General features: G+C 63.5%; 22 protein-coding genes. 11 read left to right on the forward strand and 11 right to left on the reverse strand.

The genetic code is table 11. The features are described from left to right. Positions 1–29: 29 nt before the first annotated feature. The 5 genes from A3OO_RS0113450 to A3OO_RS0113470 all read right to left on the reverse strand — a co-directional run bounded on the left by A3OO_RS0113450 (position 30) and on the right by A3OO_RS0113470 (position 4,566). The gene (locus A3OO_RS0113450) at positions 30–269 is read right to left on the reverse strand and encodes a GDCCVxC domain-containing (seleno)protein (RefSeq protein ID WP_018408359.1); all 240 of its coding nucleotides are present in this window, start codon (positions 267–269) and stop codon (positions 30–32) included. Continuing rightward, positions 266–1,201: a 2-oxo acid dehydrogenase subunit E2 gene (locus A3OO_RS21695; RefSeq protein WP_018408360.1), complete on the reverse strand. Its 936-nt coding sequence runs from the start codon at positions 1,199–1,201 to the stop codon at positions 266–268. Before A3OO_RS21695 ends, A3OO_RS0113450 begins: the two co-directional genes overlap by 4 nt. A 2-nt stretch (positions 1,202–1,203) precedes the next feature. Continuing rightward, a complete protein-coding gene (locus tag A3OO_RS0113460; RefSeq protein ID WP_018408361.1) occupies positions 1,204–2,676 on the reverse strand; it encodes a pyruvate dehydrogenase complex E1 component subunit beta in 1,473 nt (490 codons plus the stop codon). 12 nt (positions 2,677–2,688) lie between these two features. After that, on the reverse strand, positions 2,689–3,696 hold the full coding sequence (gene pdhA, locus A3OO_RS0113465) for a pyruvate dehydrogenase (acetyl-transferring) E1 component subunit alpha (protein ID WP_018408362.1): 1,008 nt from the start codon (positions 3,694–3,696) through the stop codon (positions 2,689–2,691). Between the two features lie 93 nt (positions 3,697–3,789). Further along, positions 3,790–4,566, reverse strand: a complete 777-nt coding sequence (locus A3OO_RS0113470; RefSeq protein ID WP_018408363.1) for a DUF1499 domain-containing protein — start codon at positions 4,564–4,566, stop codon at positions 3,790–3,792. A gap of 207 nt (positions 4,567–4,773) precedes the next feature. Here A3OO_RS0113470 and A3OO_RS0113475 point away from each other — a divergent pair, with 207 nt between their 5' ends. Next, the gene (locus A3OO_RS0113475) at positions 4,774–4,986 is read left to right on the forward strand and encodes a hypothetical protein (RefSeq protein WP_018408364.1); all 213 of its coding nucleotides are present in this window, start codon (positions 4,774–4,776) and stop codon (positions 4,984–4,986) included. 93 nt (positions 4,987–5,079) lie between these two features. Then, positions 5,080–5,388, forward strand: coding sequence for a TonB-dependent receptor plug domain-containing protein (locus A3OO_RS0113480; protein WP_018408365.1), 309 nt, complete (start codon positions 5,080–5,082; stop codon positions 5,386–5,388). Positions 5,389–5,442: 54 nt separating this feature from the next. Here the strand turns inward: A3OO_RS0113480 and A3OO_RS0113485 are convergent, their stop codons facing one another. After that, positions 5,443–6,012, reverse strand: a complete 570-nt coding sequence (locus tag A3OO_RS0113485) for an NUDIX domain-containing protein (RefSeq protein ID WP_026222969.1) — start codon at positions 6,010–6,012, stop codon at positions 5,443–5,445. Between the two features lie 170 nt (positions 6,013–6,182). On the opposite strand from A3OO_RS0113485, the gene vapB reads away from it, so the two are divergent. Further along, complete coding sequence (vapB, locus tag A3OO_RS22670; protein ID WP_051080412.1) at positions 6,183–6,416, forward strand: type II toxin-antitoxin system VapB family antitoxin; 234 nt, start codon at positions 6,183–6,185, stop codon at positions 6,414–6,416. Beyond that, positions 6,417–6,812 carry a PIN domain-containing protein gene (locus tag A3OO_RS0113495; protein ID WP_018408368.1) on the forward strand — a complete coding sequence of 132 codons (396 nt, stop codon included), beginning with the start codon at positions 6,417–6,419 and terminating at the stop codon, positions 6,810–6,812. A gap of 52 nt (positions 6,813–6,864) precedes the next feature. On the opposite strand, the gene tuf is transcribed toward A3OO_RS0113495, so the two are convergent. Next, entirely contained in the window at positions 6,865–8,055 is a 1,191-nt protein-coding gene (gene tuf, locus A3OO_RS0113500) for an elongation factor Tu (RefSeq protein WP_018408369.1), read from the reverse strand. Positions 8,056–8,643: 588 nt separating this feature from the next. Here tuf and A3OO_RS0113505 point away from each other — a divergent pair. Together A3OO_RS0113505 and A3OO_RS21705 are read left to right on the forward strand one after the other, a co-directional pair. Next, a complete protein-coding gene (locus A3OO_RS0113505) occupies positions 8,644–8,970 on the forward strand; it encodes a hypothetical protein (RefSeq protein WP_018408370.1) in 327 nt (108 codons plus the stop codon). Between the two features lie 4 nt (positions 8,971–8,974). Beyond that, positions 8,975–9,751: a DUF3611 family protein gene (locus tag A3OO_RS21705; RefSeq protein WP_018408371.1), complete on the forward strand. Its 777-nt coding sequence runs from the start codon at positions 8,975–8,977 to the stop codon at positions 9,749–9,751. A gap of 235 nt (positions 9,752–9,986) precedes the next feature. On the opposite strand, the gene pyrC is transcribed toward A3OO_RS21705, so the two are convergent. Beyond that, on the reverse strand, positions 9,987–11,288 hold the full coding sequence (gene pyrC / locus A3OO_RS0113520; RefSeq protein WP_018408373.1) for a dihydroorotase: 1,302 nt from the start codon (positions 11,286–11,288) through the stop codon (positions 9,987–9,989). A gap of 140 nt (positions 11,289–11,428) precedes the next feature. Between pyrC and A3OO_RS0113525 the strand changes: the two genes are divergently transcribed. The 5 genes from A3OO_RS0113525 to A3OO_RS0113545 all read left to right on the forward strand — a co-directional run bounded on the left by A3OO_RS0113525 (position 11,429) and on the right by A3OO_RS0113545 (position 16,019). Then, a complete protein-coding gene (locus A3OO_RS0113525; RefSeq protein ID WP_026222970.1) occupies positions 11,429–12,538 on the forward strand; it encodes a two-component system sensor histidine kinase NtrB in 1,110 nt (369 codons plus the stop codon). A gap of 186 nt (positions 12,539–12,724) precedes the next feature. Beyond that, positions 12,725–13,387: a cell division ATP-binding protein FtsE gene (gene ftsE, locus A3OO_RS0113530; RefSeq protein ID WP_018408375.1), complete on the forward strand. Its 663-nt coding sequence runs from the start codon at positions 12,725–12,727 to the stop codon at positions 13,385–13,387. 16 nt (positions 13,388–13,403) lie between these two features. After that, complete coding sequence (locus A3OO_RS0113535) at positions 13,404–14,363, forward strand: cell division protein FtsX (RefSeq protein WP_040573891.1); 960 nt, start codon at positions 13,404–13,406, stop codon at positions 14,361–14,363. A gap of 147 nt (positions 14,364–14,510) precedes the next feature. Further along, positions 14,511–15,164 carry a YdcF family protein gene (locus A3OO_RS0113540; protein WP_018408377.1) on the forward strand — a complete coding sequence of 218 codons (654 nt, stop codon included), beginning with the start codon at positions 14,511–14,513 and terminating at the stop codon, positions 15,162–15,164. A 66-nt stretch (positions 15,165–15,230) separates the two neighbouring features. Beyond that, positions 15,231–16,019 carry a lysophospholipid acyltransferase family protein gene (locus A3OO_RS0113545; protein ID WP_018408378.1) on the forward strand — a complete coding sequence of 263 codons (789 nt, stop codon included), beginning with the start codon at positions 15,231–15,233 and terminating at the stop codon, positions 16,017–16,019. Between the two features lie 25 nt (positions 16,020–16,044). Here the strand turns inward: A3OO_RS0113545 and A3OO_RS0113550 are convergent, their stop codons facing one another. The 3 genes from A3OO_RS0113550 to A3OO_RS0113560 all read right to left on the reverse strand — a co-directional run bounded on the left by A3OO_RS0113550 (position 16,045) and on the right by A3OO_RS0113560 (position 17,644). Further along, positions 16,045–16,359: a hypothetical protein gene (locus A3OO_RS0113550; protein WP_018408379.1), complete on the reverse strand. Its 315-nt coding sequence runs from the start codon at positions 16,357–16,359 to the stop codon at positions 16,045–16,047. 76 nt (positions 16,360–16,435) lie between these two features. Continuing rightward, positions 16,436–17,005, reverse strand: coding sequence for an RNA 2',3'-cyclic phosphodiesterase (gene thpR, locus A3OO_RS0113555; protein WP_018408380.1), 570 nt, complete (start codon positions 17,003–17,005; stop codon positions 16,436–16,438). Positions 17,006–17,035: 30 nt separating this feature from the next. Beyond that, positions 17,036–17,644: an arylesterase gene (locus tag A3OO_RS0113560; protein WP_245257156.1), complete on the reverse strand. Its 609-nt coding sequence runs from the start codon at positions 17,642–17,644 to the stop codon at positions 17,036–17,038. Positions 17,645–17,669 lie beyond the last annotated feature (25 nt).

Raw genomic sequence — 17,669 nt, forward strand, 5'->3', positions numbered from 1 at the left:
AGCTGTTCCAGGCAAGCCATATGCCGCGATTAGGGACCCGCGTCCATCGGCCCGCCGCAACAATCGCCGTCCTTCTGGACGGGCGGGCATGGAACGTCGCCATAGGAGCAGAACACGCAGCAGTCTCCCGTCTTTGGCGTCAGCCGCGCGCCGCAGGAGACGCAGACATGCACGACGACGCAGGCGTCCTGCGGCATATCGAGCATTTCCGCGCGCGCGCAATGCGGACAGGTGAGGGTCGACTGAAGCTGCAAGTCGACCTCTCTCACGCGAACATCATCGCCGGATGTTCGATGACATGTTTGAATTCCGCCAAGAGCTCGGCGCCGAGCGCGCCGTCGACGGCGCGGTGATCGCAGGAGAGCGTCACGCTCATCATTGTCGCCACAACAGGCGCGCCGTTCTTGACGATCATGCGCTGCTCGCCCTGCCCGACCGCCAGGATCGTCGACTGCGGCGGATTGATCACCGCCGTGAAACTCTGCACGCCATACATGCCGAGATTGGACACCGCCGACACGCCGCCTTCATATTCATGCGGCTTCAGCTTGCGCGCGCGGGCGCGCCCGGCGAGCTCCTTGATCTCCTCGGAAATCTCGCGAACCGATTTCGCCTGCGCGTTACGGATGATCGGCGTCACGAGCCCGCCGGGGATCGACACGGCGACGCCGATATCCGACGATTTATGGCGCAGCAACGCGTCCGGCGTGTAGGTGACATTCGCCTCGGGCTTGCGCTGCAGGGCGATGGCGAGCGCCTTGACGACGTAATCATTGACCGACGTCTTCCATGTCGGTTTGCCATCCGAGGCGAGCGGCGCGGCGGCGTTGAAATCCTCGCGCAGGCGCAGCAGCGCATCGATCTCGCAGTCGACGTTGAGATAGAAAAGCGGAATGGTCTGTATGGCCTCGGTCAGCCGGCGCGCGATCGCCTTGCGCACATTGTCATGCGGAATTTCCTCGTAGGAGCCGGCCTCGAAGAATTTGCGCGTAACGTCGGCCGAAGGGGCTGCGGCGAGCGGCGCCGCCTTCGTCGTCTCTCCGCGCGCGAGCGCCGTCTGCACGTCGCGTTCGATGATGCGGCCGTGTGGCCCGGAGCCTTGGAGGGCGGAAAGATCGAGCCCGCCCTCCTTCGCCAATCGGCGCGCGAGAGGCGAAGCGAAGATGCGCGGCGCGCCAGTGTCGGGAGTGACGAGCGCCATCACTAAGACCTGTAAAGGACGGCCTTCGCCGCCGTGATGACATCCGCGACGCTCGGCAAAGCGAGCTTTTCGAGATTGGCGGCGTAGGGCATCGGCGTGTCCTTGCCGGTGACGCGCAGCACCGGCGCGTCGAGATAGTCGAAGGCTTCCTGCTGCACGCGCATGGCGATCTCGGCCGAGACCCCGCACTGCGGCCAGCCCTCTTCGATCGCGACGCAGCGGCCGGTCTTCTTGACGGACTTGATAATTGTCGCCGTATCCATCGGACGCAGCGTGCGCAAATCGATCACCTCGGCGTCGATCCCCTCTTTGGCGAGTTGCTCGGCGGCCTGCAGCGCATAGGTCATGCCGATCGAGAAGGAGACGAGCGTCACGTCCTTGCCGGGCCGGGCGATGCGCGCCTTGCCGATCGGCAGGACGAAGTCCTCAAGCGCCGGCACTTCCGACGTCTTGCCGTAGAGAATCTCATTTTCGAGAAACACCACCGGATTGTCGTTGCGGATCGCAGCCTTCAGCAGGCCTTTCGCGTCGCTCGCGTTTGACGGCGAAATCACGATCAGTCCGGGCACCTGCGAATACCAGGCGGAATAATCCTGGCTGTGCTGCGCGGCGACGCGCGCCGCGGCGCCGTTCGGTCCGCGAAAGACGATCGGACAGTTGATCTGTCCGCCGGACATGTACAGCGTCTTCGCCGCCGAATTGACGATGTGGTCGATGGCCTGCATCGAAAAATTGAAGGTCATGAATTCGAGGATCGGCCGCAGCCCGGCGAAAGCCGCGCCGACGGCGACGCCGGCGAAGCCATATTCGGTGATCGGCGTATCGACGACGCGTTTGGCGCCGAATTCCTGCAGAAGACCCTGCGTAATCTTGTAGGCGCCCTGATATTCGGCGACCTCTTCTCCCATTACGAAGACGTTCGGATCGCGCCGCATTTCCTCGGCCATGGCGTCGCGCAAGGCTTCGCGCATGGTCATCGACACCATCGTCGTGCCTTCGGGCACCTCAGGGGCGACGCGCGGGGATGGCTGCGCGGCGACGCTTGTCGCCTTGGGCGCGGGCGTCGCGGCCTCGACAGCGGCTTTGGTCGCGGCCTTATTGGCTTCGCCGGGTTCGTCCTGCGGCGCGGTCTGGCCCGGAACCGGTGGGGCGGCTTCAGCCTGCTTTTGCGCTTTGTCCTCTTCGCCGACGCGATCGGCCGGCGCGTGGTCGGCCGTATCGGCGACTTCCTCGCCTTCCTCGGCGATCACCGCGATCGGCGTGTTGACGGCGACATTCTCCGTGCCGCCGGGAACGAGGATGCGCGCCAGCACGCCTTCGTCGACGGCCTCGACCTCCATCGTGGCCTTGTCGGTCTCGATCTCGGCGATGACGTCGCCGGCTTTCACCGCGTCGCCTTCGTTCTTGAGCCATTTGGAGAGCTTGCCCTGCTCCATCGTGGGAGACAGCGCCGGCATGAGGACATTGACGGTCATTGACTCAATCCCTCACGACGCCAGCACGTCCGTCCACAACTCGCTCGGGTCCGGCTCCTTGTCCGCAGTGGCGAAATCCGCGGCTTCGGCGACGATCTTGCGTGCATTGGCGTCGATCTTCTTGAGTTCGTCCTCGCTCATGCCGTCGGCGATCAGCCGCGCGCGAACTTGCTCGATCGGATCATGCTCCTCCCGCATCTTCTGGACTTCTTCCTTCGAGCGATATTTCGCGGGATCGGACATCGAGTGGCCGCGATAGCGATAGGTCTGCGCCTCTATGAGATAGGGGCCCTTGCCGGCGCGGCACCATTCGATCGCCTCGTCCGCCGTCGCCTTGACGATACGCACGTCCATGCCGTCGATCTGCTTGCCCGGAATGCCGAAAGCCGCGCCGCGTTTGGAGAGGTCGATTTGCGCGGAGGCGCGGGAAATCTCCGTGCCCATCGCATAACGGTTGTTCTCGACAATGAAAACGACCGGCAGTTTCCAAAGCGACGCCATGTTGAAGGCTTCGTAGACTTGGCCCTGGTTGGCGGCGCCTTCTCCGAAAAAGGTCAAAGATACGCGGCCGTCGCCTCGATAGGCGTTGGCGAAGGCCACCCCCGCGCCGATCGGCGCCGGCGCGCCGACGATGCCGTGCCCGCCGTAGAAATTCGCTTCGCGCGAAAACATGTGCATCGAGCCGCCCTTGCCCTTGGAATAGCCGCCGCGCTTTCCGGCGAGTTCCGCCATAACGCGCCTGGGCTCCATCCCGGAGGCGAGCATATGTCCATGGTCGCGGTAGCTCGTGGTGAACTGGTCGCCGTCGCGCGCCGCCATCTTGACGCCGACGACCACCGCTTCCTGGCCGATGTAGAGATGGCAGAATCCGCCGATGACCCCCATGCCGTAAAGCTGTCCGGCCTTTTCCTCGAAGCGCCGGATGAGCAGCATTTCGCGAAAGGCGGTGAGCTCCTGCTCGCGGGTGAACGGGGGAATCATTGGCGCGCTTGCTGAAGCGACGCCGCTTTCCTCGACCATTTCACCGCTCCCGTCGCTAAGCTTTGCTTTGCAGCATAATCGAAGACGCTGATGAAAACGAGCGTCTCGCCTGCCTACAATTTGGGGAGCGCGCTAGCGCGCGTCGAGTTGCGATTGGAGTTCCTCGGCGAAAGCGGCGATTCTTTTGGCGTTCACGCCAAAGTCATGGCGTCCGTAACGCGACGCCGAGCGCAGATCGATGCGCGTCTGACCGGGCAGCGGCTTGAAGCGGACGGTGATGTCGTCGTCAAATCCCATGACGAGCGTTTTGTCGATGAAATCGATATGGCCGTCGCCGCTGCGTCCGCCCGGCGGCCGCTTGTCGACGAGCGTCCAGCCGCGCGCTTTGGCCGTTTTCAGCACCAGAGCATAGGCCTCGTCCGTGTCGAGATCGACGACGATCGGTTCGACGTCGGGATAGGCCGGCCGCTGCGCCTCCCGCGCCCGGGATGGGAGACCCGGAGGCTGGAAGCCGCTGCGCGCCTCGAAGGCGGCTTTGGAGAAGGAGAAATATGGCGGATCGGCGACGTCCGTCGAAATGTCGGAAAGCACCGGCAGACGCACCGCCTCGAAAGCCAGATAGGCTGGGTAGCCCAGCGTCAACGCCGCGATGACGAAGGCGGTCGCCGCTGCGCCCGCCCCGCGCCGTCCCGTGCGCCAAATCACGTTGCAAGCGGCGCAAAACAAAAGCAGCGCGATCAGCGCCAAGGCCATGGCGCCGCCAAGCGACGCGAGCGCGGACGCCGGGTCAAGGGCGCCGAGTCGCCCCAGAAGGATCGCCAAAATCGCCACAGTCGCGGCGAAAATCGCGAACCGTCGGCTCCACAGCGCGACTTTCGACCAGGGCTCGGGCGGAAGATGACGTCGCATCGGTTCAAAGACTCGCGTGACCGCCGCCCAGGGGGCGGCTCGCGCGCATTTTTCGCAATTTCACGGCGAATGCAACGGCTCTCGCGCATTTGAAAAAAAGTTGGGCGAGCGCCGCCTCGACCCCGGTTCCTTAGCGGCTCGTTAACTTGCCGAGGACAATCCTAGGAAAACGTCCCTTGAGTTCCCCTCCTGTCGTCGAGCGCGCCCATGTCCGACAAGTATTCCGTCGAGTTCAACGAACCCCAATCCAACGGCCATCCCCATGACCTTCTCGCGCGGCTTTACCGCGAGATCGGCATCTCCGCCGTCGCCGCGGCGCTGGAAGTCGAGCAGTTCGCTCAGCAGCCGACGGCCACGGTCGAGCGCCTAGACGAGCGCCGCCTGCCCGCGGTGCTTCTGGGCGAGGAACTCGCCGCCTGAAATGGCGCTAAGCAGCCCTTTACGGCTGCCGCTCGCCGGGCCGCTTCCTTGTGACCCCGGACCTCTATATGCTTCGGGCAGGAGGACAACGCCATGCGCAAGGCTGTCGCCCTATTCCTGCTCATCGCCGTCGCCACTATTGGTCTGACAACCGCCGCCGCTGCCGACGTACGCGTGCGCGGCGCGCACGCCCGAGTTCATCGCGTTGCGCCGCCGCCGTCATATACTGATGACGGCTATTTCGCAGACTATGTGACCGGACCGACGGGGGCTCCAACCCCCGTCATGCAAGTGCCGGGCTCCACCAGCGTCATCACCCGAAAAATGATGGACGACTTCCAGTCGCGCAATCTCTGCGACGCGCTGCGGCTCGCGCCGGGGGTCAGCGGCGGAGGCTGCTAGAATCCACCGTCATTCGTATTTGGCGGCTTCCGTCGGCCATCCAGTCGACATGCGTCAGTCGAAGAGTTCAGGGCGACGAAGACGCAGCGCCTGAACCAGCGCGAGCGTTTTCATGTCGACGATGCCGTCCGCCGCCATCAGCTCGGCGAGTTCCTTAAGGCCCAGTTCGACGACGCGAACCTCTTCGTCTTCATGTGCGACGCCGCCGCCGTCGCCGACGCGATCCTCGGCACGGTATTCGGCGAGATAAAGCGCCATGCGCTCGGTCGAAACGCCCGGCATCGACCAGGCGGTCGCGACATGCTCCAGCGCGCCGAGCTGCAATCCGCCTTCTTCAAGCGCCTCGCGTTTCGCCGTCGCCGCCGCGTCATCCTCGCCCTCGACGAGACCCGCGATCGCTTCGAGCGAATGCGTCGCGCCGACGGCGATCAGTTCAGCGGCGCGCAGCTGCTCGACGAGCAGCGCCGTCTTGCGCGCGGGATCGAATGGCAGCACGGCGGCCGCGCAGCCATGGTCCTCGACATCGCGCAGGAAGGTTCTTCCGTCCGGCATGCGGATGGTCGCGATCGACATCGTCGCCCAGCGCTCATGCGTGCGTTCGAGTTTGATGACGGAAGGCTTCATGGGCGCGGGTCCGAAAAAGGGCAATGGCGCGGCTGCCGCCCTTTTACTTTTGCCACGCTTCAGCGTCGACCCCCCGATAACCGATGCGACGATGCGGCGACGATGCATATCTTGACGGTGCGCCGATGCACTGTATATCCTCATTGGATATACATGCCAGCGAGGCGAAAATGACCACCGTCGCCACGACCATATTTCAAAACAATCGGACACAGGCCGTGCGCCTGCCGAAAGCCGTCGCCTTTCCTGATACCGTCAAGGAAGTGGAAATCGTCGTCGTCGGCGACTCGCGCATCGTGTCGCCTGCAGGCAAGAGATTTACCGAATGGGCGAAACGGCATCCGCCCTTCCCCGATTTCGAACGTCCCTCGCAGCCCCCGCTCGACGACGAAGCCATTTTTTGAATGCGCTATATGCTCGACACGAATATTTGCAGCGCTGTCATTAAGCGCCGGGATGCGCATGTGCTCGACAAGTTTGACGCCGAGGCGGGACGCATGTGCATCTCGTCGATTACGATGAGCGAACTGCTGTTTGGCGCCGAAAAGAAGCGAAACGCGGCGCTCGACGCCGCGTTGCGAGACTTTGCGGCCTGCATTGGGGTGGTCCCCTACGACGAAGCCGCGGCGGCGCATTATGGGCAGTTACGCGCCGAACTCGAAAGGATGGGATCCCCGCTCGGCGCGAACGATCTCTTCATCGCCGCGCATGCACGGTCCTTGGGGTTGGCGCTGGTGACGAATGACGCCGCCTTCGACCGCGCGCCGGGGCTGCGCGTGGAGAATTGGCTACGAGGCTGATGTCTCAAAGCGCGGGGAGGATGCCGCCCGGCCCCTCCCCGACGGGCTCACATTACTCGATGATGCTGGCGACGACGCCGGCGCCGACTGTTCTGCCGCCTTCGCGGATGGCGAAGCGCAGCTTCTCCTCCATGGCGATCGGCACGATCAGCGCGACTTCCATCGTCACATTGTCGCCCGGCATCACCATCTCCACGCCCTCGGGCAATGTGACGATGCCGGTCACGTCCGTCGTGCGGAAGTAGAATTGCGGGCGATAGTTGGTGAAGAACGGCGTATGACGGCCGCCCTCTTCCTTGGTGAGGATATACGCCTCAGCCTTGAACTTCGTGTGCGGCTTCACCGAGCCCGGCTTGCACAGCACCTGGCCGCGCTCGACGTCCTCGCGCTTCGTGCCGCGCAGCAGACAGCCGACATTGTCGCCCGCCTCGCCCTGGTCGAGCAGCTTGCGGAACATCTCGACGCCCGTCACCGTCGACTTCATCGTCGGACGGATGCCGACGATCTCGACTTCCTCGCCCACCTTGATCACGCCGCGCTCGATGCGCCCCGTCACCACCGTGCCGCGGCCCGAAATCGAGAACACGTCCTCGACCGGCATCAGGAACGGCTGATCCTTCGGCCGCTCCGGCTGCGGGATGTAGGCGTCGACCGTCTCCATCAGCTTCAGGATCGCGTCATGGCCGATCTCGGGGTTCTTGCCCTCGAGCGCGCACAGCGCCGAACCCTTGGTGATCGGAATGTCGTCGCCGGGGAACTCATACTTGCTGAGCAGCTCGCGCACTTCGAGCTCGACGAGCTCCAGAAGCTCCGGATCGTCGACCATGTCGACCTTGTTGAGGAACACGACGAGCGCCGGCACGCCGACCTGACGGGCCAAGAGAATGTGCTCGCGGGTCTGCGGCATCGGCCCGTCGGCGGCCGAGACCACCAGGATCGCGCCGTCCATCTGCGCCGCGCCGGTGATCATGTTCTTCACATAATCCGCGTGGCCGGGGCAGTCGACATGGGCGTAATGGCGGTTCTTCGTCTCATATTCGACATGCGCCGTCGAAATCGTGATGCCGCGCGCCTTCTCTTCCGGCGCCTTGTCGATCTGATCATAGGCCGTAAAGGTCGCGCCGCCCGTCTCCGCCAGCACCTTGGTGATCGCCGCCGTCAAAGACGTCTTGCCATGGTCGACGTGCCCAATCGTCCCAATGTTGCAGTGCGGCTTCGTGCGTGAAAACTTTTCCTTGGCCATGATCCTCGTTCCGAGTGGTCACGAGCCCGTCGCTCGCGCGCGGCGAGGCTTTAAGGCTATCGAGGGGATTCTTCAAGGGGCGCGGCTGGCCCTGGGCTATCCGGACCCGGCTGGGGCGTCGGCAATTCGCAGTTGCATCCGGAATGCGGACCCTAGCCGAGTCACCGGCCGTTTGGCGTTGCGCGGACATGATGGCGTGACACACGCTGCGAACATGCGCCTGCCTCTATTTCGTTTGCTCCTTGCCCTGGAACGCCGGACTTCCCTTGGCTGGGAATTCCATGTGTCTTTTGATCTCGGATTTAGGCTCCGGCGCAGTGTGTGGCGAAAAGCGCTTTCATAAATTCACTCCTAATTCTTAGAGCCCTTTAATTCTTAGAAGCAGTCGTATGTTCATAAGGCGGCTCACGCATTCCTCAAGAGTCGCTGATAGCCTTCCCAGGAGCATCATCGCAGGAGTCTTCGCCTTATTTGGCGTTTGTTCAAGCGCCGGGCGATGCCGATGGCCCGCGACTAAAGCGCTGCGCGTTGAAATCGCCGCCGCGCGCGCCAACTGGTTGTGGTGGGGCCTAAATGCGGCTTTGAAAATTGCGCTACGACTTCTTCGATGATCCGGTCGATTGGGCCTTCGCCGCCCTCTTCGCCCTGCTCACCCTCGTCGCTTGGGGTGTGCGACTCTGGGAGCCGTCGATCGGCGGCCCGCTCACAAATCTGGCGCTGAACTTCGCCGCGCTCGTCGTCATCCTGCTCGCCGCTCAGTATCTGGCCCAGCTGGTTTCCGAACTACCCTTTCGGGGTCGGCGCGGCCTGGAGGCGCGTCGCCGCCTATCCGCTGCGCCAATTCGTCTATGCGTTCGCGGGCCTGCTCATCGTCAGCAGCGGATTCGAAGCGATTTTCAGCGGCGCTTCGTTTGACGTCGTGGGGATCTCGGCCGGATCGCCGGGTCTCGCGGATCCTGGCTTCGCCGAGGTCGCACGCGCACTGAACCGGATCGCCGCCTTCGCGCTCCCGGCCGGATTGATCGCCTATCTCGGCTTCGTCGCTTTGGCCGGACCGGCGCGGCGCACGACGTCGACGGCGCTTGTCGCCGCCGCGCCGCCAAGGATGGCGTTGGCGCTCTCGCCGGAATCGGTTCTGATCGGGCAGGATCTTGGCCGTCGCATCCGCCTCATGGGTTGGATCGGATTTTGGCTGGATTTCGTCCTGGCGTTCCTGACCACCCCGCTCCTTGCGTTTGGCGCGGTTGGCCAATCCATCAGTTCCACCGTCTGGGTCAGCGATCCCATTCATTGGGGATATTTCGGACTGGGACTCTTGTTTGCTTCACTGTTCCTGGATCTATTTTCGACGATCGCCTCCGGCAGGCTGATGCGCGATCCGGCCAGCGTGCTCGGCGCCGACCAGTCCGCGGCGCTGTGGTTTTTGGGGGCCGGTTCACTCGTCAATGCGCTCGGCTCGGTGGTCTCATTCATCGGCTCCGGCTTGAGCATCGCGCTGCTTGTCGCCAAAACCGTTTCCCAGCCGCCGGGAATCGCGATTACCGATCCGGACAGGATCGTGCGCGCGCTCGACGTCTTCATCTTAATGGCGAACTTTAACTTGCTACTTGCTCATTTCATTAGGGTTGGAGCTGCGGTCTGGCTCAGTATGCAGGCGCTGAAGGCGCGACACAGATTCGCTGCCGCATTGGGATGAGGAACTGCGACGGGCAAAAAAAGGGCGCCAGACGGAACCTCGGACGGTCGCCGCGGTTGAAGGCGAGCTGGGGATTCGACCAAGGAGAATGTCATGACTGATAGCTATGGCTGGTTCGTTCCCGCCTGGATCCTGGGCGCGCCGTTTCTGCTGATGATCGCGGAAGCCGTCCGGTCGTCGAGCCGACACGTCCGCTGATTCTGGCCGGCGACAAGCGCAAAGCGCTGTCGCGGCCTTATTCCTCGTAGACGACTGTCCCCGCGACAACGGTCGTCCTAACGACGCCCTGCAATAACGCGCCGTCGAAAGGCGTGTTTTTGGATCGCGAGTGCAGCGTTGCGGGATCGACGACGAAGGGCGCGTCTGGGTCGAAGCGTATGATGTCCGCGGGGGCCCCTTTTTGGAGCCTGCCCCGCCGCAGCCCTAGAATTTCCGCCGGGCGCGACGTCATCGCCTCGAGCAGGCGGATCAGCGTGACGTCGCCCGAATGCACGAGCCGAAGCCCCGCGGCGAGCATCGTCTCGACGCCGATCGCCCCATATTCGGCTTCGGCGAAAGGCAACCGTTTGGTTTCGACGTCCTGCGGATCATGGTCGGATACGATGACGTCGAGCAGACCTTCGCCGAGCGCGCGAACGAGCGCCTTACGTTCATCCTCATGGCGCAACGGCGGCCTGAGCTTGAGGAAGGTGCGATAGTCGCCGATATCGTTCTCGTTCAGCGTCAGATGATTGATCGAAGTCCCGCAGGTGACGGCCAAGCCCTCGTCCTTGGCTCTGCGCAACGCGTCCAACGATAGCGTCGTCGTCACGATCGCAGCGTGATACCTCGCGCCCGTCAGCGCGACGAGCCTCAAGTCGCGGTCGAGCATGATCGCCTCTGCTTCGCGCGGCGCGCCAGCGAGGCCGAGCCGGTGCGCAAATTCGCCTTCGTTCATGACCCCGACGGAAAGATCCGGGTCTTCGGCGAAATGAATGACGAGCGCATCAAAATCACGCGCGTAGGTGAGCGCGCGTCGCATGACCAGCGCGCTTCGCACGGAGCGCGCGCCGTCGCAGAAAGCGATCGCGCCGGCCTGCTGCAGCAGGCCCAGCTCGGCGATTTCCCTGCCCTCGCGGCCGCGGGTCAGCGCCGCCATCGGCGCGACGCGGACGCGCCCGGTGTCGCGCGCGCGGCGCAGAACGAAATCGACGACGGCGGGATCGTCGACGGGCGGCGCCGTCGCCGCAGTTGACACGATTGTCGTCACGCCGCCCGCCGCAGCGGCGAGAGTGGCGCTGGCGATGGTTTCGCGATGCTCCGCCCCCGGCTCGCCGACAAAGGCCTGCATGTCGATGAGGCCCGGCGCGACGACGTCGCCGGCGCAATCGATGACCCGCGCGCCTTCGGGAGCGTCGCCCTGGCGAACGGATTCGCCGACCTCGGCGACGAGTCCGTCGAGCGTCACGAGGCCGCCGCGCATTTCGCGACCCGAGCCCGGATCGACAAGCCGTGCGTTGAGAAAGAACAGCGGCGCTGGGGCTTGTGTCGGCGACATGGCGTCTGCTTAGGCCATTTCTCGGCGGTTGAAAATGCGCCTGGGACGGGGGTATGGGGTTGAACTCGTCTCGCCAGCGCCTAGCTACCGCGAGTTGGGGCTGCGAGCGGCGCGTGCCGGGCGCCCCCGGGGGAAAACGTATGCGTTCCCTCAGCCTTCGAGACTCCCCACTCGCGCCAAGCGTAGCGGAAGGCGAAGAACGCCCTGATCTGCCGGCGATGATGAACGCCGCCTTCGACGGAATCATTGCGCTCGACGAGCACGGCGTGGTGCGCTCGATCAGCGCGGAGGCGGCGTCGCTCTTCGGCTATGCGCCTGGCGACATTGTCGGGCGGGATTTCGGCATGCTGACGCCAGAGGCGAACCAGCGCCACCGCGACTATCTGCGGCGGGGAACGCCAAGCATTCGCCGACAGATCGAAGGCTTGCGAGAGGACGGCTCCGTCTTCCCTGTGGAGCTTGTCGTCAGCGAAGTCGCCTGCGACGGGGAGCGGCTTTTTATCGCTTTGATGCGCGATCTCAGCTCCAGGCGCCGCTTCGAGCAGGGGGTTCAGGAACTTCAGGCGAATCGCCTTGAGTTGATTGAGAATATGGCGACCGGATTGGCGCATGAGCTCAAGCAGCCTTTGACGGCGATCGGCGCCTATCTCAATTTCGCGCGTCGGCATTTGAACGAAAAAGACCTCTCGATCGAGAAGGTCGAGGAGATGTTGGACAACGCCGATGCGCAAGTCTTCCGCGTCGCCGAAATTATGGACAATCTGCGCCAGTTCATCGCGCGCGGAGAGACCTCAAAAGCTCCCCAAAATCTGAACGCCGTCATCCGAACCGCCTGCGAGTTCACCGATGCGCTCGCCAAGGAACATCATGTCCAAACGGCAATCGACCTCGAAGCGTCGCCGGACACGGTGGTGATCAACAAAGTTCAGATTCAGCAGGTCGTCGTCAATCTTAAGCGTAACGCCGTCGAGGCGATGCAGAACTGCGAGCGACGCGAGATGAGGGTGTCGACTCGCCTGATTGAAGGCAATCTCATTCGCGCCGATGTCACGGACACCGGTCCTGGATTGCCCCAGGAGATCAAAGAAAGGCTCTTCGAGCAGTTCACGACGACGAAGCCGCACGGTCTGGGGGTCGGCCTCTCCATTTCGCGCTCGATCATCGAAGCGCATAATGGGAAGATCTGGGCGGAGCCTAACCCCGGGGGCGGAACCATCTTCAGCTTCGTATTGCCTCTGCAAGATCGGTGACGGGTCAGGCGGGTGATGGCGGCGGCGCAAAGCGCCGTCGCATGCATAGAAGTTCCGAGACAAGACATCGTTAAGAGTGATGATGGCTAAGCAGGGCTGAACTGCTATTGTCGCGAATCGTGCATCCGTCCCGAGCGTCAATCGAACCCCCGCCGTTGGGGCCATCTTTGGGGAGAAGACGGCGTCGTGTTGACCTTTGAGAATGTCGGCTTGCGCTATGGCGTCGGCGCCGAAACGCTCCGAGACGTGAATTTCCAGATCGAACCGCGTTCTTTCCAGTTCCTGACCGGCCCGTCAGGCGCAGGCAAGACCACCCTGATGCGATTGATCATCATGGCGCTGCGGCCGACGCGCGGGTTGATCAATATCTTCGGCAAGGACACGGCGGCGCTCAGCAATGAAGACGTCGCCGAGACGCGCCGCAAAATCGGCGTCGTCTTCCAGGACTTCCGCCTTCTGGATCATCTGACGCTTTACGAGAACGTCGCCCTGCCCTTGCGCGTGCTCGGGCGCGAAGAGTCGACCTATCGCGCCGAGGTGCTCGAACTGTTGCGCTGGGTGGGTCTCGGCGAACGCGCGCATGCCTTCCCGACGGTCCTTTCGGGCGGCGAGAAGCAGCGCGCGGCGATCGCCCGCGCGCTGATTTCGCAACCCAAACTGCTGCTTGCCGACGAGCCGACGGGCAATGTCGACCCGACGCTCGCGCGCCGGATCCTGCGCCTCTTTATAGAGCTCCACCGATCCGGAACCGCCGTCATCATCGCCACTCATGACTTAAGCCTCATGGACCAGTATGAAGATGCGCGGCGTCTTGTGCTTGCCGACGGCCGGCTTCACATCTTCGAATGAGCAGACGATGGCCCTGATGCGATTTTGGTCCTCGATTCGCCCGGCCGCGTCTGACGTCGATGAAGACGCCGAAGAGATTCCAGCGCAGAGCGCGCTGGTCCCCGCCGATTCCGTCGCCGGCCGCTCGCTCGTCATCGTCATCGCGATCATGACGTTTCTCGCCGCGCTCGCCGCTAACGTCGCCATTCTGGTCGCCGATGCGAGCGTCGAATGGCGCAGCGACGTCGCGCGCGAAGCGACCGTGCAGGTGCGTCCGGTCCCCGGCCGCAACGTCGAGGCCGATGTTAAGGAGGCGGCGGAGGCGATGCGGCGAACGCCCGGCGTGCGGGAAGCGCGGGTCTACGCCAAGTCGGAATCCGAGGCGCTGCTGACGCCGTGGCTCGGCGAGGGTCTGGATCTCTCTGAATTGCCCACGCCGCGCATGATCGTGCTGAAGCTCGACGCGGATAGTCGGGCGGATCTCGACAAGTTGCGCGTGGAGCTCGAGCGCGCCGTTCCTAACGCCGTGCTCGACGACCATCATGTCTTCATCGAGCGTCTCGGCGATATGGCGCGCGCAGCCGTGGCCATAGCCGCCCTCATCTTCGTTTTGATCCTGGCGGCCATGGCCGTCGCCGTGGCCTCAGCCACCCGCGCCGCGGTGGCGACTAACCGCGAGATCGTGGAAGTGCTCCATATCGTCGGAGCCGCCGACTCGTTCATCTCGCGAGAATTTCAGCATCGCTTCATGGCGTTGGGATTTCGCGGCGCGCTGATCGGCGGCGGCGGCGCGATCGCCTTTTTCGCCCTGGCGCAGTTCTTGGCGCAGCGGTGGCGCGCGACCGGCGGCGGCGATCAGATGGAGGCCCTGTTCGGCGATTTCACGATTGGCCCGAGCGGCTTTGTCGTCATCGTTCTGCTCGCGGGCGGCGTCGCCGCGCTGACCGGCTATCTCTCGCAGTTCATTGTGCTGCGCCACCTGCAGCGGCTCGGTTAAGCGCATTCACCCAAAACAGCCGCCCCGATAACATCGGCGCAGAAATAGCCCTATAGTCGCGTCAGAATCGCGCCTCGCGCGTTCTGGGCAGGAAGCATGGGCGAAGGACCCCAAGATTGACGACCTCCGCACGCCAGGGAGTGAAGAATGGGTAGCGCCGTCCGTAGGGCCGCGTGCGCGATCCTCGCCGGCTGCGCCTTTCTCGCCGCGGCGCTCCTGTTGGGTTTTGTCGGCTTCGCGCTGTCGCTGCCGCGCGAGGAGTTCTCCATTCCGGTGCAGGCGGAAGGCGTCGTCGCGCTGACTGGCGGCTCGGATCGCGTGCTCGACGCGGCGACCCTTCTCGCCAGCGGCCAGGCGCGACGCATGCTGATCACCGGCGTCAATCCCTCTACCCGCAGCTCCTTGCTCGCGAAAATACTCCCCATGTCGCGCGAGCTCTTCGACTGCTGCGTCGATCTCGGCTATCAGGCGCTCGACACCGCCGGCAACGCCAAAGAGACGCGCGATTGGGCGCGCGAGCACAACATCACCCGCACGCTCATTATCGTCACGTCGAACTACCACATGCCGCGTGCGCTGGTCGAAATCTCAGCCGCCTTGCCGAATGTCGAGCTCTATCCCTTTCCGGTCGTCAGCGAACATATCGACGTCGCCGACTGGATCAGCGATTTGCGCGTCGCCCGTTTTGTCGGCAAGGAATATGTGAAATACGTCGGATCTCTGCTGCGCACCAAGCTTTTCAGGAGATACGAGGAGTCGGAGCCTCTCCCGCAGCTTCGCCACAGCGTCGCATCTGAGTGAGAGCTTGTTCCAACGCCTCCTGGCGCCGTAAAAGCGCGCCACGCCTCCTTCGCCCAGATCTCGCCCATGCTCCTCCTGCGCTCCCTCATTTTCCAGATCGTGTTCTTCTTGAACATGTTCACGCTCATGATCATTTGGCTGCCGGGCCTGATGATGCGGCGCCAGATCAACCAGGAGCTTGGACGCACCTGGGGGCGCACGACTCTCTGGCTGCTCGACAAAATCTGCGGCGCGAAGATCGACTGGCGGGGTCTCGAGAATATCCCGAAAGGCGCAGTGATCGTCGCCTGCAAACATCAGTCGATCTGGGAAACCTTCGTTCTGCCGATCAGATTTCCCGACTTCAGCTACATCTTGAAGCACGAACTGATCTGGCTGCCTTTTTTCGGCTGGTATTTGCTGGCGGCCGAGCAAATCGCCATCGATCGCGCTAAGGGCGGCAAGCTGCTGCCGCAGCTGATCGCCAAATCCAAGAAGATTTTCGCCCAGGGACGGCAGCTCTTCATTTTTCCCGAAGGCACGCGTCGCCCGGCCGGCGCGCCGCCGCAATATAAGTTCGGCATCGCCCATCTTTATTCAGCGACCGAAACGCCAGTGTTGCCCGTGGCGGTGAATTCCGGACTGTTTTGGCCGCGCCGCTCGTTCCTCGTCCGGCCGGGAACCGTCGTGATCGAGTTCCTGCCCTTGATCGCGCCCGGCATGGAGCCGCGCGCTTTTTTCGACAAGCTCTCGACGGAGATCGAGGCGGCGTCCGACCGACTGATCGCCGAAGCGCTCGCGAAAGACCCGTCGCTCGCGGAAATCGTCGAGAAGGGCCGTGCAAACGCCCAACCTATGGCGTCGGCGCAGGAATGAAGGACGCCGTATCCTCCGGCCGAATCTAAAGAGTGTCCCGTTCAAGGTTGAGATGCTGCTCGACCCGCCGAAGACGCGCTTCAAGTTCGCTGATAAGGACGCCGTGGCCGATCGCGGACGTATGATATTCGATCACCGCTCGGCGCAATCCCACGATCTGCTCGCTTAAATCCTTGCGGGTTGCATCGACTTTGGCGTCGAGCGACATCAGATCCGAAGCGACATCGGCGCGCAAGGAGCGCGACTGGGCAGCTATCTCCGCCAGGTCATTCTTTGTGGCCATTTCCGCGCGCATGTCGCGAAGCAGCTGCAGGATCGGACTTTCAGGCGCCTCGGCCAAATCGGCGATCTTTCATTCGCGAGCATATTAAGCGGCTCTTAATCTCCTGCAATTGTTTACCCGTTTCTGCGTGCGCCTAACCTCCCGCCGTTCCTGTCAGCGCTTGCGGCGCCACAAGCAGCGGATATTCCGCCTCGACGATGTAGGGGCCGCCCCCCACGGAATCGCGCGACGAATAGAGCACGAAGCGCTCCGCGGTGAAGCGCAGCGGCGGGAAATAGCCGCGCGCGCCGAGATAGGCGGCGACAGCGCCGGCGCTGGCGCCGCGCAGACGCGCGAGCGTCACATGCGGGATGAATTTGCGCGGCTCGGGCGGCGCGCCGAGCCGGCGCAACAGCCGCTCCTGCTCCGCCTGCATGTCCATGAGGGTCGGCTCCAGCCGCGCGCGCGCGACGATGGCGCGGGGCTTGTCGCCGCCAAACGACGTCAGCTGGTCGAAGGTGACGGTGACTTCCGGACGGCGGATAAAGGAGAGCGCATTCGCCGCGTCGCGCGCGAAAGCGTCGTCAACATCGCCGATGAAGCGCAAGGTGACATGATAATTCTCGACGTCGATCCAGCGGCCGCCGGGGATTCCGCCGCGCAGGCGCGCGAGGCTTTCGGCGATTGATCGGGGAATCTCCAGGGCCGTAAACAGTCTGGGCATGACATCCTCCCCAAGCGGGATCGCGCAGCCTCATTGCGCGCGCGAGGTCCTACTCGCCCCCATGGAAACGAGCGTTCTTTCAACATAGGGTGCGATTTTTTTGACGATCTTCGCCACGCCGGCGGCGTTGGGATGAATGCCGTCCGAGATGAGGAGCGCGGGCGAGCCCCAGACGCCTTCCAAGATAAAGGGCACGAGCGGCGCCTCATGTTTGGCGGCAAGATCCGGATAAACCGAATCGAATTCCTTCTTGTAAGCTTGCCCGTGATTCGCGCTCGAGACCATCGCCGTCAGCACCGGGCGCACGCCTTTCTGCTTTAACGTCGCAAGAATCCGATCGAGATTGGCGCGCGTGATCTTTGGATCATGCCCGTTCAGCATGTCATTCGCGCCGAGCTCGACGACGGCGATGTCGAATGGCCCGGCGCCGAGGGTATAGTCGAGGCGCGCGAGCCCGGTCGTCGTCGTGTCGCCGGAAACGCCCCCTTGGACGACCTCGACATTATATCCGTCGTCGCTCAGCCGTCTCTTGAGCTGCGCCGGAAGCGAATCTTCGGCGCCGATGCCGGGCCCCGCCGTCAGGCTGTCGCCAAAGGCCAGGATGCGCACGGGTTCGGCGCGCGCCGATGTAAGCGCCATGGTCAAAAGGGCCAAGGACCCGAGA

Source organism: Methylocystis rosea SV97 (assembly GCF_000372845.1).
Lineage (GTDB): Bacteria > Pseudomonadota > Alphaproteobacteria > Rhizobiales > Beijerinckiaceae > Methylocystis > Methylocystis rosea.

What these genes read in the sequence shown, in the direction of transcription:
- A3OO_RS0113495 (WP_018408368.1), top strand. Translation starts at nt 6,417, where the DNA reads ATGCGCTATATGCTCGACACGAATATTTGCAGCGCTGTCATTAAGCGC.
- A3OO_RS21695 (WP_018408360.1), bottom strand. Translation starts at nt 1,201, where the DNA reads ATGGCGCTCGTCACTCCCGACACTGGCGCGCCGCGCATCTTCGCTTCG.
- pdhA (WP_018408362.1), bottom strand. Translation starts at nt 3,696, where the DNA reads ATGGTCGAGGAAAGCGGCGTCGCTTCAGCAAGCGCGCCAATGATTCCC.
- A3OO_RS0113540 (WP_018408377.1), top strand. Translation starts at nt 14,511, where the DNA reads ATGGGTAGCGCCGTCCGTAGGGCCGCGTGCGCGATCCTCGCCGGCTGC.
- vapB (WP_051080412.1), top strand. Translation starts at nt 6,183, where the DNA reads ATGACCACCGTCGCCACGACCATATTTCAAAACAATCGGACACAGGCC.
- A3OO_RS0113560 (WP_245257156.1), bottom strand. Translation starts at nt 17,644, where the DNA reads ATGGCGCTTACATCGGCGCGCGCCGAACCCGTGCGCATCCTGGCCTTT.
- thpR (WP_018408380.1), bottom strand. Translation starts at nt 17,005, where the DNA reads ATGCCCAGACTGTTTACGGCCCTGGAGATTCCCCGATCAATCGCCGAA.
- A3OO_RS0113525 (WP_026222970.1), top strand. Translation starts at nt 11,429, where the DNA reads ATGCGTTCCCTCAGCCTTCGAGACTCCCCACTCGCGCCAAGCGTAGCG.
- A3OO_RS0113470 (WP_018408363.1), bottom strand. Translation starts at nt 4,566, where the DNA reads ATGCGACGTCATCTTCCGCCCGAGCCCTGGTCGAAAGTCGCGCTGTGG.
- A3OO_RS0113485 (WP_026222969.1), bottom strand. Translation starts at nt 6,012, where the DNA reads ATGAAGCCTTCCGTCATCAAACTCGAACGCACGCATGAGCGCTGGGCG.
- tuf (WP_018408369.1), bottom strand. Translation starts at nt 8,055, where the DNA reads ATGGCCAAGGAAAAGTTTTCACGCACGAAGCCGCACTGCAACATTGGG.
- A3OO_RS0113535 (WP_040573891.1), top strand. Translation starts at nt 13,404, where the DNA reads ATGCGATTTTGGTCCTCGATTCGCCCGGCCGCGTCTGACGTCGATGAA.
- A3OO_RS0113545 (WP_018408378.1), top strand. Translation starts at nt 15,231, where the DNA reads ATGCTCCTCCTGCGCTCCCTCATTTTCCAGATCGTGTTCTTCTTGAAC.
- pyrC (WP_018408373.1), bottom strand. Translation starts at nt 11,288, where the DNA reads ATGTCGCCGACACAAGCCCCAGCGCCGCTGTTCTTTCTCAACGCACGG.
- A3OO_RS0113460 (WP_018408361.1), bottom strand. Translation starts at nt 2,676, where the DNA reads ATGACCGTCAATGTCCTCATGCCGGCGCTGTCTCCCACGATGGAGCAG.
- A3OO_RS0113480 (WP_018408365.1), top strand. Translation starts at nt 5,080, where the DNA reads ATGCGCAAGGCTGTCGCCCTATTCCTGCTCATCGCCGTCGCCACTATT.
- A3OO_RS0113475 (WP_018408364.1), top strand. Translation starts at nt 4,774, where the DNA reads ATGTCCGACAAGTATTCCGTCGAGTTCAACGAACCCCAATCCAACGGC.